The sequence below is a fragment of the Streptomyces cucumeris genome (assembly GCF_024295805.1).
Lineage (GTDB): Bacteria > Actinomycetota > Actinomycetes > Streptomycetales > Streptomycetaceae > Streptomyces > Streptomyces cucumeris.
The window spans coordinates 234,776-249,991 of record NZ_JANCLX010000009.1 but is presented as its reverse complement, the minus strand read 5'-3'; the positions used below and the strand labels follow the sequence as shown (position 1 = coordinate 249,991).

At 71.6% G+C, this 15,216-nt stretch carries 16 protein-coding genes; 7 read left to right on the top strand and 9 right to left on the bottom strand.

Annotated elements, in window-relative coordinates:
- Positions 1-45: 45 nt before the first annotated feature.
- Complete coding sequence (locus tag NMK44_RS16725) at positions 46-657, bottom strand: DUF6879 family protein (protein ID WP_254743784.1); 612 nt, start codon at positions 655-657, stop codon at positions 46-48.
- Positions 650-919 (bottom strand): hypothetical protein, encoded by a 270-nt coding sequence (locus NMK44_RS16720; RefSeq protein WP_254743876.1) that lies wholly within the window; start codon positions 917-919, stop codon positions 650-652. The genes NMK44_RS16725 and NMK44_RS16720 overlap by 8 nt, the downstream gene beginning before the upstream one ends.
- Before the next feature lie 365 nt (positions 920-1,284).
- Between NMK44_RS16720 and NMK44_RS16715 the strand changes: the two genes are divergently transcribed.
- Positions 1,285-3,435, top strand: a complete 2,151-nt coding sequence (locus NMK44_RS16715; RefSeq protein ID WP_254743874.1) for a tetratricopeptide repeat protein — start codon at positions 1,285-1,287, stop codon at positions 3,433-3,435.
- 116 nt (positions 3,436-3,551) lie between these two features.
- Positions 3,552-4,214 carry a hypothetical protein gene (locus NMK44_RS16710; RefSeq protein WP_254743782.1) on the top strand — a complete coding sequence of 221 codons (663 nt, stop codon included), beginning with the start codon at positions 3,552-3,554 and terminating at the stop codon, positions 4,212-4,214.
- Between the two features lies 1 nt (position 4,215).
- Here NMK44_RS16710 and NMK44_RS16705 read toward each other — a convergent pair whose 3' ends face one another.
- The 3 genes from NMK44_RS16705 to NMK44_RS16695 form a co-directional block, all read right to left on the bottom strand.
- Positions 4,216-4,566 (bottom strand): WXG100 family type VII secretion target, encoded by a 351-nt coding sequence (locus NMK44_RS16705; protein ID WP_254743780.1) that lies wholly within the window; start codon positions 4,564-4,566, stop codon positions 4,216-4,218.
- A 142-nt stretch (positions 4,567-4,708) separates the two neighbouring features.
- Entirely contained in the window at positions 4,709-5,557 is an 849-nt protein-coding gene (locus NMK44_RS16700; RefSeq protein ID WP_254743778.1) for an arylamine N-acetyltransferase family protein, read from the bottom strand.
- 120 nt (positions 5,558-5,677) lie between these two features.
- Positions 5,678-6,370 (bottom strand): TetR/AcrR family transcriptional regulator, encoded by a 693-nt coding sequence (locus NMK44_RS16695; protein WP_254743776.1) that lies wholly within the window; start codon positions 6,368-6,370, stop codon positions 5,678-5,680.
- Positions 6,371-6,462: 92 nt separating this feature from the next.
- Between NMK44_RS16695 and NMK44_RS16690 the strand changes: the two genes are divergently transcribed.
- A complete protein-coding gene (locus tag NMK44_RS16690) occupies positions 6,463-7,953 on the top strand; it encodes an MFS transporter (protein WP_254743774.1) in 1,491 nt (496 codons plus the stop codon).
- Here NMK44_RS16690 and NMK44_RS16685 read toward each other — a convergent pair.
- Both NMK44_RS16685 and NMK44_RS16680 read right to left on the bottom strand, forming a co-directional pair.
- A complete protein-coding gene (locus tag NMK44_RS16685; protein ID WP_254743772.1) occupies positions 7,916-8,122 on the bottom strand; it encodes a DUF397 domain-containing protein in 207 nt (68 codons plus the stop codon). The genes NMK44_RS16690 and NMK44_RS16685 overlap by 38 nt on opposite strands.
- 46 nt (positions 8,123-8,168) lie before the next feature.
- The gene (locus NMK44_RS16680) at positions 8,169-9,020 is read right to left on the bottom strand and encodes a Scr1 family TA system antitoxin-like transcriptional regulator (RefSeq protein ID WP_254743770.1); all 852 of its coding nucleotides are present in this window, start codon (positions 9,018-9,020) and stop codon (positions 8,169-8,171) included.
- Positions 9,021-9,197: 177 nt separating this feature from the next.
- On the opposite strand from NMK44_RS16680, the gene NMK44_RS16675 reads away from it, so the two are divergent.
- Positions 9,198-9,677: an ATP-binding protein gene (locus tag NMK44_RS16675; protein ID WP_254743768.1), complete on the top strand. Its 480-nt coding sequence runs from the start codon at positions 9,198-9,200 to the stop codon at positions 9,675-9,677.
- Here the strand turns inward: NMK44_RS16675 and NMK44_RS16670 are convergent.
- The gene (locus tag NMK44_RS16670) at positions 9,667-10,869 is read right to left on the bottom strand and encodes a class I SAM-dependent methyltransferase (protein ID WP_254743766.1); all 1,203 of its coding nucleotides are present in this window, start codon (positions 10,867-10,869) and stop codon (positions 9,667-9,669) included. The genes NMK44_RS16675 and NMK44_RS16670 overlap by 11 nt on opposite strands.
- 74 nt (positions 10,870-10,943) lie before the next feature.
- Here NMK44_RS16670 and NMK44_RS16665 point away from each other — a divergent pair, with 74 nt between their 5' ends.
- The 3 genes from NMK44_RS16665 to groL all read left to right on the top strand — a co-directional run bounded on the left by NMK44_RS16665 (position 10,944) and on the right by groL (position 14,269).
- Positions 10,944-12,002 carry a polysaccharide deacetylase family protein gene (locus NMK44_RS16665; RefSeq protein WP_254743764.1) on the top strand — a complete coding sequence of 353 codons (1,059 nt, stop codon included), beginning with the start codon at positions 10,944-10,946 and terminating at the stop codon, positions 12,000-12,002.
- A 241-nt stretch (positions 12,003-12,243) separates the two neighbouring features.
- Positions 12,244-12,552, top strand: a complete 309-nt coding sequence (groES, locus tag NMK44_RS16660; RefSeq protein ID WP_254743762.1) for a co-chaperone GroES — start codon at positions 12,244-12,246, stop codon at positions 12,550-12,552.
- A 94-nt stretch (positions 12,553-12,646) separates the two neighbouring features.
- Positions 12,647-14,269, top strand: a complete 1,623-nt coding sequence (gene groL, locus NMK44_RS16655) for a chaperonin GroEL (protein ID WP_254743760.1) — start codon at positions 12,647-12,649, stop codon at positions 14,267-14,269.
- 112 nt (positions 14,270-14,381) lie between these two features.
- Here the strand turns inward: groL and NMK44_RS16650 are convergent, their stop codons facing one another.
- Positions 14,382-15,155: an SDR family NAD(P)-dependent oxidoreductase gene (locus tag NMK44_RS16650; protein ID WP_254743758.1), complete on the bottom strand. Its 774-nt coding sequence runs from the start codon at positions 15,153-15,155 to the stop codon at positions 14,382-14,384.
- Positions 15,156-15,216 lie beyond the last annotated feature (61 nt).

Sequence of the window (15,216 nt, the reverse complement as noted above, 5' to 3'; positions counted from 1 at the left end):
GCCCCGGCTGCGCGGGCTGTCCGGGGAACTCCCGTCCACGGGCGCTCACCCGCCGGGCGGGGGCGGGGGAAGCGGAGCGATCTCCCGCTCGAAGAACGGGAAGAAGTCCTCCGCGCGGTCGTAGAGCGTGTCGAACCCGGCCGAGGTCTCGCGGATCAGCGCCCGGTCGGTGAACTTGTTGGCCCCCGCGGCGTTTCCGTCGCCGTCGTAGACCACCTCGAACATCACCTCTTCCCCGAGGATGACCACCTCGGGTACGGGATGGTCCTGTTCGAGGTCCGAGATCTTCCGGGCGTCCATGACCTTGATGTGGTAACCGAGCTCCACGCGCAGCTTGAGCACGAAGAGCTCCCACTGCACATAGGGCGTCACCGGAAACTCCACCACGCGCAGCCGACGCGTCAGCACACCGAGTTCAGCCGCCTCCTCGAACTGCTGGGTGTAGACATCGCGTTTCTCCTCCACCAGGGAGAGTGCCTTTTCCCATTCACCGGCCGCGAACGCTTCCCAGCTCGCGAATCCGCGTTCCTTGAAGTGCTGTCCGCGTTCCAGTTTGTTGAGGAAACGGATTCCGCTTCCGTGGACGCGGTAGAATTCCGCATGATAGTCGGGTCGATTCAGGGGTTCTGAAGTGCCGTGGCGGAAGGATTCAAACACTGGGGATATCCGGCTTCGCCGCGACCATCATGCTCCGCGGAATCACCACGAGGCGTTCGTCCGCTCCGATGGAGACACCGGCCGGCAGCGACGTCCCGAGCGAGTCGGTGAGATCCCTGCCGATGACGGCCACATCCCCGTTGCCGAGCTCCCAGATATCAGGGCAGTCGGGACTGTCGGTCGTGTGTCCTAATTCCTGGGGTGACTTCCCCCAGCGCTTCTTGAACCCCGTGGTGGGGTCGGCTTCCCATGGCCTGGCCACAGTTGTCGCTCCCTTCGCTTGATCCATGACCGGAAAACTATAGTGGCCGGACTCTCGGAGCTGCCAGGCTGTCCGCATCGATTCGCGCCTGATGGGCGGTGACCCGGGCATATGCCAAAGTGGAAGCGGGAAGGGCCGGATCGGCCTTGCCCCATCCGGCTCAATAGTTATGCTTGCCTGCAAAATCACATCAGGCCAGGGGGAGCCGTGGGTCCGCAGCTTGCTTCAGCCGCACAGATCGCTGGAGCCACAATTGTCACATCGATGGCCGGCGATGCCCGGGAGCGCACACGCGGGGGAATGCCCCGGCCGTGGCGGAGAACGAGGCTCCAGCGGCCCGGACGAGACCAGCACAGCACCGGGCGATGACCGGCGGGATGGACGGCCGTGCCGAGGACGGCGGCCGCGTCTACCAGTCGTCGGGGGACCAGCACATCAGCGAACACCACCACTACGGCGGTGACTCCGGCCCGGCCGGTCCGGACTCGGTCCGCCGTCCGGCCGTCGGCCGTGCTCCCGTGGTGCTGCGCGACCGCGCCGAGGTGCTGGAGCGGCTGCGCGCGGGCGTCGCGCCGGGGCGCTGCGGCGAGGTCTTCGTCCTGCACGGTATGGGCGGCTGCGGCAAGACAGCCGTCGCCTACGCGCTCTTCCACCACGCCACGGAGACCCTCGGCCGGGCCGGGCTGTGGGTCAATGCCGCGGACCGCGCCTCCCTGCGGTCCGGCATGCTCGCCGTCGCGGCCGACCGCGGGGCCGGTGACGGAGAACTGCTGGCCGCCCGGAACGGATTGCGCCCCGCCGCGGATCTGGTCTGGGAGCGGCTGGACCGCTCCGCCGAACCCTGGCTGCTGGTGCTCGACAACGCCGACGACCCCGAAATCCTGCGCGACGGAAGCTGGCTGCGCACCAGTCCGCGCGGCACGGTCGTCATCACCACCCGGCGGGCCGCCGCGCGCTGGTGGCCCGGGGCGGAGTTGCAGCACATCGGGGTGCTGCCGCGCGAGGACGCCGCCCGGATCCTCCATGACCTCGCCCCCTCCAGTGGCACGATGGAGCAGGCCGCCGAGGTCGCGGACCGGCTCGGCCGGCTGCCGCTCGCGCTGACCCTCGCGGGGGGCTTCCTCTCCCACCAAGTGCTCGACCCCTGGACGATGGACGCCTACGGGCGCCAGCTCGACGAGGGGGAGCCCATCGAACTCATCGACCAAGGAGCTGACGCCATGTCCGGCGAGGACCCACGCCACCTGGTCGGGCGGACCTGGCAGCTCACCCTCGACGCGTTCGGGGCGCGCGGTCTGCCCGAGGCGGCCACCTTGCTGAGGCTGCTGGCCCGGTTCGCCCCGGAGCCACTGCCGCTGTCCCTGCTGAATTGTCCGGAAATCGGCGCGGCCGTTCCCCGTGCGCGGACGGAGACGGCCCTGCGGGCCCTGCTCGACCAGTCGCTCACCGAACTGGTGGAGGTCGGTGTGCGCTGTCTCCAGACCCACGGGGTGCTGCTCGACAGCGTCGCCGCCGCCACCCCGCCCGCCGACCGCACCGCCCTCGATACGACGGCGGCCGGGATGCTCGGCGCCGCGCTTCCCGGCGTGCCCGACGCCGGACCGCATGATCCGAGGCTGCGGCTGTTCGTCCCGCACGCACTGGCCCTGCTGCGCCATGTCACCGATTCGGCGACCATGGGCGAGGCACTGACCGTGGCCACCCGGCTGTCCACCGCGCTGCACCGCACCGGGGACTATCTGTCCGCCTGGGAGACCGCCCGCGCGGCGGCCGACACCGCCGGGCCCGCGCTCGGCACGGAGCACCGGCTGGTGCTGGCGGCCCGCTCCCGGGCGGGGCGCTCACTGTTCCGGCTGGGCCGGTACGAGGAGGCCGAGCGGCTGCTCCGCGGCGTACGCACCGCGCAGGAGCGGCTGTTCGGGGCGGCGGACCCCGACACCCTGGACACTTCCCACGGCCTGCAACTGGTCCTCGGGAACCTCGGCCGCCGTGATGAGGCGCTCGCCCTCCTCCGCTCCGTGGTCGCGGGCCGGCGGTCCGCGCTGGGCCCCGACCACCCGCTGACCCTGCGCTCCCGCGCCAGTCTGCTGGCGACGCTGTCCGCGGAGGAACTGGCCGCCGAGCAGCCCGCCGCCGGGGAAGGCGCCGTCGAGGAAGGCGACGTCCTGCTCTCCCTCCCCGAGCAGTGCGTGACCCGTCTCGGCCCCGACCACACCGTCACCCTCGGCGCCCGGCACAACCATGCCCGTGCGCTCTTCGTCCTCGGCCGGTTCACGGAGGCGGAGGAGGAGATCGGACAGGTCGCCGAGGGGTATCGGCGCCGCTTCGGTCCCGAGTACCCGATCGCCCTCGCGGCGCGGCAGCTCCTCGCCCGGATCAGGGCCGCGCTGGGGGACCGGGACTCGGCCGTCGAGCTGATGACGGACGTGGTGACGCGGCGTGAACGCGATCTGGGCCGCGACCATCCGTTCACCATGGCGAGCGCGGAGCTGCTGGGCGCGCTGCGGACCGGCTGAGGAACGGGTGACGGGCGGGGGCCCGGGCACCGCTCGTGGGAGCTGCCAGACTTGGATGCCCATGACGCTTGTGCCATGTGCCCCCGGGCCGTGTGCCGGACCGGCGAAAGGACGCCATGCTCCCCTCCACCACCCTTCCACCGCCGCCCCCGCCCGTGCCGGAGCAGGGGGCGTGGGGCGACCGGGCGGGGTTGCTCGAGGAACGGGCGCGGGCGTTGGGGACGTTGGCGCGCTGGTACATGGCGCCGCACCGGGCGCTGCTGCTCTGGCTGTCGGCGATGGTCTTCGCGCTGGGGTGGGTGCTGGCCGTCTCCGGGTTCCAGTTCCTGGTGACGGGAGAGCTCGTCGAACACATCCTGGGCGTGATGTTCCTGGGCCTGTCGCTCGGCGCCACGATTCCGTCGAGCCTGGGCGTGGCCACCGGTATCCGGCGTGACGTCGTCGTGGGCGGGCGGCTCCGCGACTGGGCCCGGCTGGAGCGCGACCCCCGGACCCTGCCGCTCTGGCGCGTCCGGGGCGGCGGCCTGCTGTGGCTGCTGCCGTCGGTCCTGCTGTCCAGCCTCGGGCTGGCGCTGGGGGCGTCCACGGTGTCGGCCGAGCTGAGTCCGGAGGGGTTCGGGTCGCTGATCGGTATCGCCGTGGTCTTCGCGGCGGCCGGGGGGCTGGGGCTGGCCAAGGCGATCGACTACTACCGCCTCGTCAGCCGCGAACTCACTCCGGAACCCGCCCCGGAACCCGGCCCCGGACCGGGGCCCGACGTCCGGCGGGACAGGGCCTAGGTCAGACGTCCTCCCGGTCCGGCCCGTCCTCCCCGTCGTTCGCCGAGGACCGCTGGAGGGACAGGAAGCGGTGGCGCAGGTCCAGGAAGTCCTGGCTCAGGGTGCCGCCGTGGCGCTTGGTCGTCTCCTCGATGCGGGTCATCAGCTGTCTGATGCGCGCGGCGTCCATATAGGCGTCGCGCTGGAGCTTCTTGTAGGCCGCGGCGGCGGGGCCCTTCCAGTCGGCGTCGAGCGACCGGACCAGGTGATCGAGACGCTCGATCTTCCGCTCGAGGTAACTGATCATCTCCTCGAGGTCCTTGGTCAGATCGGACAGTTCCCGCTCCGACACGGACAGCTTGTCTTGGCTCATGTCCCCGTCCCTGCCACCCTCCGATCGGCCCATTAGGGGGATGATCGTGCCATGCGGCCCGGCGGCGTGGTGCGGCACCCGCGTATTCGGCGGAATCCGCAGTTCGGGGCAACCGGTCGAGGGGTGGCTCGGGCAGGGTGGCTCAGTTGGGCAGGACCGTGTCCGAGGGCAGGTCGATGTCGAAGTCGGCGGCGAGGACGCGCAGGACCTCGTCGTCATCGGCCAGTTCGCGCTGCTTGCGGGTGCCGTCGGGGTGCGTCTCGGACAGCGTCCGGGCGATGAGTTCGAGGTGCAGGTCGACGCCGTTGCGCTGGGCGCGGAGGGTGTGCTGGAAGGGCGAGCGCGGGTTGGTGGCCGTGTTCCAGTTGAGGACCGCGTAGTCCGCCGCGTCGAAGGGTTCGCGGCTGAACGCGTACTGGTCCTCCCAGACCCCGTTGTGGAGCGCCTGGAAGACGAACAGGTCCTCAAGACCGCCCGGATGGGGCTCCCGGAGGTAGCGGTGGCGGCGGGTGGCGTCGTGCAGCTCGGTGTCGGTGACGAGCGGTACGGCCTCCAGCAGACCGCCGATGGCGCCGAAGCCCACGTCGGCGATCCAGCGCTGCGGTTCGCCCGGGATCTCGACCAGCAGGATCATATGGCTGCGCGGGCGGACCGCGCCGGGGGTGGCGCCCGCGCGGACGCGGGCGGCGAGGCCGGTGATGCCGAAGCCGATCGCGGTGAGGGCCGCGGAGAGCAGCGAGTTCTGTTCGTAGCAGTAGCCGCCGCGCCGGCTGCGGACCAGCTTGGCCTCCAGGTCGGGCAGGGCCAGGGAGGGCGCCGAACCGAGCAGCGGCTGGAGGTTCTCGAACGGGATGGAGGTCACATGCGCCAGGTGCACCGCACGCAGGGTCTCCGCGGTCGGGGCCGGAGGACGGGCGCCGGTCCAGCCGATCCGGGTCAGATAGGCGTCGAGGTCCAGCCGGGGTGCGGCAGGGGACGGAGCATCGGTCATGAGCCGACGGTAACGCCGCGGGCGGCCCCGTACCTCCTGCCTGGGGGCTGACCTCAACTCGTCCGCAGGACCGAGGACTTCGGTCCGATCACCTGCTCCTCGCCGGAGGCGTCGCGGTGATCACGCACCGTCCCCGGTCCGGTCGAGCAGGCCGTTCACGACCGCCCGCAGCTCCTCCGCCGGGTCGTAGGTGTCCGTGATCCCGTCCCAGCGGTCCGCCAGCGCGGACAGCCGCGGCAGTTCGGCGGGGTCCGTACCGGTGAGCAGGGAAGGGAACGCCGCGTGGCGGTCCGGGGCCTCCGCGCGGCGGGCGAGGGCCGTGCGGAAGACGAGCGTGCCGAGCACGTGGTGCCAGATCGAGCGGTACGTGTGCACCGCCCGGCGCTCGCTCTGCCCGCAGGCCATGGCCGAGTCGATGATCTCCTCGACCATCCACAGGGCGTCCTTGTCGGTGAGTTCGCCGAGGCTCAGCACCTCGACCACCCACGGCAGCTCCTGGAGCGTGCGCAGCATGTGCAGGGCCGTCGTGTGCACCCGTTCGCGCGGGTCCTCGGGCAGGTCGGGGCGGGGGCGGGTACGCGCCGTCCCGGCCAGGACGAGCTGGAGCAGCTCGTCCTTGTCGCGGACGTGGCGGTAGAGGGCCATCGGTGTGGCGCCGACCTCCTTGGCCAGCCGCCGCATGCTCAGACCGCCCGTCCCCTCCTCCTCGAGGATGCGGCGCGCGGTGGCGACGATCGTCTCCAGCTCCAGGCGGCGGGGGCGTCCGCCGGTCCGCCGGGCCTTCGCGGTCTCTGTCTCCGTCTCCTTCGTCACCGGCCCATTGTCCATGCACGGGGTTGGTGTACGCGTTAAGTATACGCGTACACTAACTGGGCTGGCCCCGGGGGATCAGATGGAGGAGGACCATGAACGACCAACGGGAGAGAACGGGTTGGCTGCTGGCCGTCGCGCTCACCGTGCAGTTCGTCGTCGCGCTCGACATGTCCGTGGTGAACGTCGCACTGCCCGACATCCGTGACGACCTCGGCTTCGACCCGGGCGGGCTGCTCTGGGTCGTCAACGCCTATGCGCTCGCCTTCGGCGGGCTGCTGATGCTCGGTGGGCGGCTCGCGGACATCGTGGGCCGGCGGACGACGCTGATGGCCGGGCTCGCGGTGTTCGGGCTGGCCAGCCTCGGCGGCGGGCTGGTGGGCTCGCCCGGCTGGCTGATCGCCGCGCGCGCCGTACAGGGGGTGGGTGCGGCGGCGCTCGCGCCGGTGGCGTTCACGCTGATCGCCGTCACCTTCCCGGCCGGGCCCGCGCGGGCCCGGGCACTGGGGCTGTGGGGGATGGCCGCGGCGGCGGGCGGCGCGGTCGGGGTGCTGGCCGGAGGGCTGCTCACCGCATGGGCGGGCTGGCGCTCGGTGCTGCTGATCAATGTGCCGATCGTGCTCGCCGCGCTGGCCGCGGCCCGCTTCTCGGTGGCGCCCGACCGGCGCGAGGGCCCGCCCGCCCGGCTGGACGCGGCCGGGGCGCTGCTGGTCACCGGCGGGATGACGGCTCTGGTGCTGGCGCTGGTGCGGACCGGGACCCATCCCTGGGGATCGCCGGCCACCCTGACCACCCTCGCCGTCGCGGCCGTGGCGCTGCTCGCGTTCGTCGTCGTGGAACGGCGGGTGGCACAGCCGCTGTTGCGGATCGGACTGCTGCGGCAGCGTTCGGTGCTGGTCGCGAACCTCTTCGTGCTGCTGCTGTTCTCCGGCCAGTTCGCGGCCTTCTACTTCACCTCGCTCTATATGCAGCAGATCCTGGAGTACGGGCCGGTCAGGGCCGGGACCGCGTTTCTGCCCTTCTGTGCGGGCATCGTGATCGGCTCGCTCACCGCGACCCGTACGGTGGCCCGGTTCGGGGTGCGGAACCTGCTGGTCGTGGGCGGGCTGCTGGGCGCCGCCGGATTCGCTTGGTTCCGGCTGACGGTCGGGGTGGACGGCGGGTTCGCGGACTCGGTCCTCGGCCCCTCCCTCGTGGCGAGCGTCGGCATCGGACTCTGTGTCGTCCCGATGGGCACGGCCGCGACGACGGGTGTGGCGGCGCATGAGGCCGGTATGGCGTCCGGTCTGGTCAACAGCTCACGGCAGATCGGGGGTTCGCTGGGGCTCGCGGTCCTTGCGACGGTGGCCTCGCAGACGACGGACGCCGACGGCGGCGGTGGTCCGGCCGCCCTCGTCTCCGGCTACGCCACGGCCTTCGGGGTGGCGGGCGCGCTGCTGGCGGTGGCGGCCCTGAGCGCGGCGCTGCTGCTGCCGGGGCGATCGCCCGCCGAACCGCCCGCCGAACCCTCCGTCGGGCCGCCTGTCGGGCCGCCCGTCGAACCGCCCGTCACGGCGCCGCGAGGTGATCGAACGCGCCTGCCTTGACGGCGTCGAGCAGGGCCCGCAGCCGCGCGGGGGTGGTGGTCAGGACGGTGTCGGGGTCGTCGCTCTCGCGCAGCGCGACCCCGCCGCCGGGTATGGAGGCGAGCTCCACACAGGAACTGCCGTCCCCTTGGGTGGAGTAGGAGGACTTCCGCCAGGTCATCTCGGGCATGTGCGTGCTTTCGGCCGATGGGTACGGGGATGTGCGGGGCGGGGGTTCAGAGCTGCCGGGTGATCCCGTGGATCAGGTCCCGTGACGCGTCGGCGGCCAGACTCACCTTCGTCGTCCGCTCCAGCACCGCCCGGTGGATGGTCAGCTGGGTCTCGGCGTGCAGGAACATGGGCCCGTGCGCCGAGTCCAGCTGCACGGTGTCAAGCTGCGGCACACTGCCCGAGGCGTAGGTGACCGAGACCCCCGAGACGGGGAAGCCGCCCGCCTCGAAGGGGATGACCCGCACGGTGACGTTCTTCCGGGTGGACGCCTCCAGCAGGCTCTCCAGCTGGGCGCGCATCAGCTGCGGCCCGCCGAACCGCATCCGCAGGGACGCCTCGTGGACGATGAACGTGCACGGCGGTGGATCGTCCCGGTCGAGGATGTCCCGGCGCTTCATCCGGTGGGAGAGCCTGCGCCGCAGCTCCGTCGGGGACCACGGGGGCACCGTCTCGTTGAGCACGGCGGTGGCGTACGCCTCCGTCTGCAGCAGACCGGGCAGGAACATCAGCTCGACCACACGCAGGCTCTCCGCGTAGTACTCCAGCTCGGCGAGGTCGAGTCCGCCGGTCGCGATATGGCCGCGGTACTCCTCCCACCAACCGCCCTTGCGCTCCCGGGCCATGGCGACGAGCGCGTCGACGTAGGCGCGGTCCGGGCAGGCGTAGATCGAGGCGAGCGCGCGGACCCGCTCCTCGCTCACTCCGAAGCGCGCCAGCTCCAGGTTGGTGATGTGGGTGCGGTTGATGCCCAGCCGGTCGGCGGCGTCCTGGATGCCGAGTCCGGCCTTCTCGCGCATCCTCCGCAGCTCGGTACCCAGCCGGAGTTGACGGGCGGTGGGGGCGCTTCTGGGCGGCATGCTCCTCCGTTGCTCGTTCAACCTGAGGGCACCCTCAGGGGCCGGACGTCGGGGAAATTAACCGGTGCCGTAGCAGATGTTTCCATATCTGCCCTACCGTGGGTGGCGGAACCGCTACCACGCGTTGATCGCCGCAACGGTACGCGCACCATCGGCCCCCTCGCAGGGAGTTGACCCATGGGTACCGACCACGAGCCCGAGGACGTCCCGCCGCCCGCGCCCACCGCCTCCGGTGACCGTTGCGTCTACACCCTGCGCGGCAGCCGTGGCCCCGCGTCGCCCAAGATCCTGCGGGACTTCGTCGCCTGCGTCCTGAACTGCACCGATCAGCAGGGCCTGGTGGACGCCGCGACCCTGTGCACCTCGGAACTGGTCACCAACGCCTATCTGCACGGCGAGGGCGACGCGCTGCTGCTGCGCGTGGTGATCGAGCCCCCGCGGCTGCGCGTACTGCTCTACGACGGCTGCGCCGCGCTCCCGGTGCCTTCCCGCCTCCCGGACGGCGACCAGCCGCGCGGCCGCGGGCTGCGCGTGGTCGGCGCGCTCGCCGAGGCGTGGGGGACGGCGGAGGGTGATCCGACGGGCGGCTACGCCAAGGGCGTCTGGTTCGAACTGCGGAACGCCGGACCGGCCGGACCGGAGGTGCTCACGGACTAGCCGGAGCGGGTACCTCGGCCGGATGCCCCAGCAGCATCGTCGGGGCGCCGTCGACACGCGTGAGCAGGATGGTGCAGGCATTGCGCCCCGCCAGGCGCAGCTTCTTGCGCAGCGTCTCCGGTTCCACCGCCGAACCCCGCTTCTTGATCGTGACGATCCCGATCTCCCGCTCCCGCAGCAGCGCCTTGAGCTTCTTCAGGTTGAACGGCAGGACATCGGTGATCTCGTACGGCGTGGCGTACGGCGTCGGGCGCAGCTCGTCCGCCGTGATGTAGGCGATCGTCGGATCGATCAGCCGCCCGCCGATCCGGGCCGCGACATCGGCCACCAGATGGGCGCGGATGACGGCGCCGTCCGGTTCGTACAGCCAGCGCCCCACCGGGCCGGTCGGCGGATCGGGCAGCAGCCGGGTGCCCAGCAGCGAGTGGGCGGCCGGGAGCAGGGTGGCGCGGCGCATCCCGGGGCGGGCCGTGCCGAACCACAGGACGGCCTCCTTCACGTGCCCGTGGTCCGAGATCCACTCGGCCTCCGCGTCCTCCGGGACCGCCTCGTGGGGGATCCCCGGGGCGATCTTGAGCGCGGCGCGCGGAGTGGTGCGGGCGGCCCCGACGGCCCAGGACAACGGTGGGGAGTACGCCTCGGGGTCGAAGACCCGGCCCCGGCCGCCGCGCCGGGCGGGGTCGACGAAGACCGCATCGAAGGGGGTGGTGTCGATCTCGGCGACATCCGCGCAGCGGACCTCGATGAGCTCGGACAGCCCCAGGGAAGCGGCGTTGGCGCGGGCCACCGCGCAGGTCAGCGGGTCCCGGTCGACGGCCAGTACGGAGATGCCCGCCCGGGCCAGCGCGATCGCGTCGCCACCGATGCCGCAGCACAGATCGGCCACGCCGCGCACCCCGAACCCGGCGAACCGCTCGGCGCGGTAGGCGGCCACGGAGGTGCGCGTGGACTGTTCGACACCGTGCGGGGTGAAGTACATCCGGTGGGCGTCCTCGCCGAACTTGGCGACCGCCCGCTGGCGCAACTGGGCCTGTGTCAGGGCCGCCGAGACCAGCTCCGCCGGATGGTCACGGCGCAGCCGGGTCGCGGTGGTGAGCTCGTCCGCCGGGTCGTGGTCCCGGAGCGCGATGAGCAGCTCCTGACCCTCGTCGCCGAGCAGTGAGTCGAAGGCGTCAACGTCCACATGGCCCATTCTCCCCGCTCCCGCGGGCGTATTCGCACCTGCGCGGCGCGCGCTTCCCCCCATTCCGGCTGAAGATCACATATATGCCGATGATCAAGAATGGGTTCTCGCGGTGTCTGGTCCTCACCACCGCGGCGGTCGTGCTCACGGGCTGCGGAAGCCTTGAGGGCCCCGGTCCGCTCGCCCGGACCACCGTGGACACCGCGACATCCGCGGAGTCCTCGGCCCCGCAGACCGCGGGGCGTTCACCCACCGCACCGCCGCCACCGGCGGCGCGTCCCCCAAAGAACCCAGCGCCCCCGGACCACTCCCCGCCGCCGGTCTCCCCGGGTGCGGAAGGGGCGTCCGGCCCGGCCGCCGCACCGTCCCAGGCCCCCGGCGGGTCCGGCGCGCCCGGCGGGTCCGGCGCGCCCGGCCCCTCGCGGGCCGGCTCCGCGCCGGCGGGCGACCCCGAGGCGTACCGCAGATGGGGTCTGGACCGGCCGCTGGACCGGCCGCCGCCCCCGCCCGCTGCCAAACCGCCGCTCGTCCTGGAGGAGCCGTCCGAGGAGGGTCTGCCGCCGGTGATCCGCCGGGTGCGGACGACCGATCGGGTGGTCTTCCTGACGGTCGACGACGGCATCGAGAAGGATCCGGGCTTCGTGGAGCAGGCCCGCGATCTCGGACTCCCCTTCACCGGCTTCCTCACCGACAACGTGATCGGCGACCGGTACGACTACTTCGACGAGCTCCAGCGGCTCGGCAACCCGATGGAGAACCACACCCTCAACCATCCCAGCCTGGCCGGGCTCGACTACGACACCCAGCGGCAGGAGATCTGCGGCCAGCGGGACAACCTCCGCGACCGCCTCGGCCGCGAGCCGCGGCTGTTCCGTCCGCCCTACGGCGCGTACGACGGGACGACGCTGCGCGCGGCGGCGGACTGCGGGGCGCGGACGGTGGTGCTGTGGCGCGCCGAGATGGAGCCGGGCGGGATGGCCTACCGGTCCGGCGGCGCGCTCCAGCCGGGGGACATCGTGCTCGCGCACTTCCGCGGACCGGAGCAGCTCGAGGGCGCGTCCATGACCGACATGATCACGTCGATGGTCCGGGCGATCCAGGAGCAGGGCTTCACGGTGGCGCGGCTGGAGGACTACGTCTGAGCGGGCCGCGGAGGGGCCGGGCGGGTCCGGCGGCGGGGTGGCGATCGGTGCCCGCCCCCGCATCGCCTGGCACTCTAGTTGACTGAGTGCTAACCGCGTCATAATGTCGAGGCTGGCACTCGGCAGTGTGGAGTGCCAGCCACACAGCGACGGGCAGGTCCGGCACCCGCGACGACGGATCCACCTGGTCGCCACCTCAGACAGTTAACCCCGTGAGATCTCCGAAGGGGGAGGTCGGATCGTGACGACCACCAGCTCCAAGGTTGCCATCAAGCCGCTCGAGGACCGCATCGTGGTGCAGCCGCTCGACGCCGAGCAGACCACGGCTTCCGGTCTGGTCATCCCGGACACCGCCAAGGAGAAGCCCCAGGAGGGCGTCGTCCTGGCCGTGGGCCCGGGCCGCTTCGAGGAAGGCAACCGTCTTCCGCTCGACGTCGCCGTCGGTGACGTCGTGCTCTACAGCAAGTACGGCGGCACCGAGGTGAAGTACAACGGCGAGGAGTACCTCGTCCTCTCGGCTCGCGACGTCCTCGCGATCGTCGAGAAGTAATCACCGAAGATTTGCCTATGAGCCGCGTCCCGGTGCCCGTGTCACAGATACCCGGGGTCGGGACGCGGTTCGTTTGAGAGGACATACGCAACTCATGGCGAAGATCCTGAAGTTCGACGAGGACGCCCGTCGCGCCCTCGAGCGCGGCGTCAACAAGCTGGCGGACACGGTCAAGGTCACCATCGGCCCCCGCGGCCGCAACGTGGTCATCGACAAGAAGTTCGGTGCCCCGACCATCACCAACGACGGTGTCACCATCGCCCGTGAGGTCGAGGTCGAGGACCCGTACGAGAACCTGGGCGCCCAGCTCGTCAAGGAGGTGGCGACCAAGACCAACGACATCGCGGGTGACGGCACCACCACCGCCACCGTGCTGGCCCAGGCGCTGGTCCGCGAGGGCCTGCGCAACGTGGCCGCCGGTGCCTCCCCGGCCGCCCTGAAGAAGGGCATCGACGCCGCGGTCAAGGCCGTCTCCGACGACCTCCTGGCCACCGCCCGCCCGATCGACTCCAAGTCCGACATCGCCGCCGTGGCCGCGCTGTCCGCCCAGGACAAGCAGGTCGGCGAGCTGATCGCCGAGGCGATGGACAAGGTCGGCAAGGACGGTGTCATCACCGTCGAGGAGTCCAACACCTTCGGCCTGGAGCTCGACTTCACCGAGGGCATGGCCTTCGACAAGGGCTACCTCTCGCCCTACATGGTGACCGACCAGGAGCGTATGGAGGCCGTCCTCGACGACCCGTACATCCTGATCCACCAGGGCAAGATCGGCTCGATCCAGGACCTGCTGCCGCTGCTGGAGAAGGTCATCCAGGCCGGCGCCAGCAAGCCGCTGCTGATCATCGCCGAGGACGTGGAGGGCGAGGCCCTGTCCACCCTCGTCGTCAACAAGATCCGTGGCACCTTCAACGCCGTCGCGGTGAAGGCCCCGGGCTTCGGCGACCGCCGCAAGGCGATGCTCGGTGACATGGCGACCCTCACCGGCGCCACCGTCATCGCCGAAGAGGTCGGCCTCAAGCTGGACCAGGCCGGTCTGGACGTGCTGGGCACCGCCCGCCGCGTGACCGTCACCAAGGACGACACCACCATCGTCGACGGTGGCGGCAAGGCCGAGGACGTCTCCGGCCGGATCGCCCAGATCAAGGCCGAGATCGAGACCACGGACTCCGACTGGGACCGCGAGAAGCTCCAGGAGCGTCTGGCGAAGCTGGCCGGCGGTGTCTGCGTGATCCGCGTGGGCGCGGCCACCGAGGTCGAGCTCAAGGAGAAGAAGCACCGTCTGGAGGACGCCATCTCCGCGACCCGCGCCGCGGTCGAGGAAGGCATCGTCTCCGGTGGTGGCTCCGCCCTGGTGCACGCCGCCAAGGTGCTCGAGGGCAACCTCGGCCTGGACGGCGACGAGGCCACCGGTGTCGCCGTGGTCCGCCGCGCCTCGGTCGAGCCGCTGCGCTGGATCGCCGAGAACGCCGGTCTCGAGGGCTACGTCATCACCTCGAAGGTCGCCGAGCTCGAGAAGGGCCACGGCTACAACGCCGCCACCGAGGAGTACGGCGACCTGGTGAAGGCCGGCGTCATCGACCCGGTCAAGGTCACCCGCTCCGCGCTGGAGAACGCGGCCTCGATCGCCTCGCTGCTGCTCACCACCGAGACCCTGGTGGTCGAGAAGCCGGCCGAGGAAGAGGCCGAGGCCGGCCACGGCCACGGTCACGCGCACTGACGCGAGCCCGACGCCACGAAGGCGCGGCCATCCCGGGAGGGGTGGCCGCGCCTTCGCGCTGTGCGGTGACCGCTGAGGCGACTGCCGGCCGGTGGACCACCGGCCCGGTGGACTACCGGCGCGCGTAGTTGCGGCCGACCCGGGAGGAGACCGCCGACACCGCCGCCCTCGGGACCAGCTTCGCCAGCCCCGTCATCGTCTTGTAGCGCGGGTCCGGGATGGACAGCGACTTCCCGCGCGAGAGGTCCTTCAGCGCCGACGCGACCAGCTTGTCCGCGTCCAGCCACATCCAGCTCGGCACGCTGTCCGGCTTGATCCCCGCCCGCGCGTGGAACTCCGTGCGTACGAAGCCGGGGCACAGCGCCATCAGCCGGACGCCCGAACTCGCCAGGTCCTTCGCCGCGCCCTGGGTGAACTGCACCACCCACGCCTTGCTCGCGCCGTAGGTCCCGCGCGGGAAGAACGCCGCGATCGACGCCACGTTGATCACCCCGCCGCGACCCCGGTCGCGCATCGTCCCGCAGGCCGCACTGGTGAGCCGGAGCACCGCCTCGCAGTGGAGCCTCAGCATCCGCAGCTCGTCGGTGAGCGGCACCTCCAGATAACGGCCGCGGTGTCCGAACCCGGCGTTGTTGACGAGCAGATCGACCGGGTGGGTGCGGTCCTCCAGCCGGGCCTCGACCGCCGCGATACCCGCCTCCTCGGACAGGTCGGCCCGCAGCACCTCGACCTCCACCCCGTGCCGGTCGTGCAGGTCCGCCGCCTGGTCGCGCAGCCGCTTCTCGTCACGGGCGACGAGCACGAGGCTGTGCCCGTCGGCGGCGAGCCGGCTCGCGAAGGCGGCGCCGATGCCCGCGGTGGTTCCGGTGATCAGTGCAGTCGTCATAGCCGCACGTTATCGGCCGCGGCGGGAGATCCCGGTCCGGGTCCAAGGGACGCTTATGCTC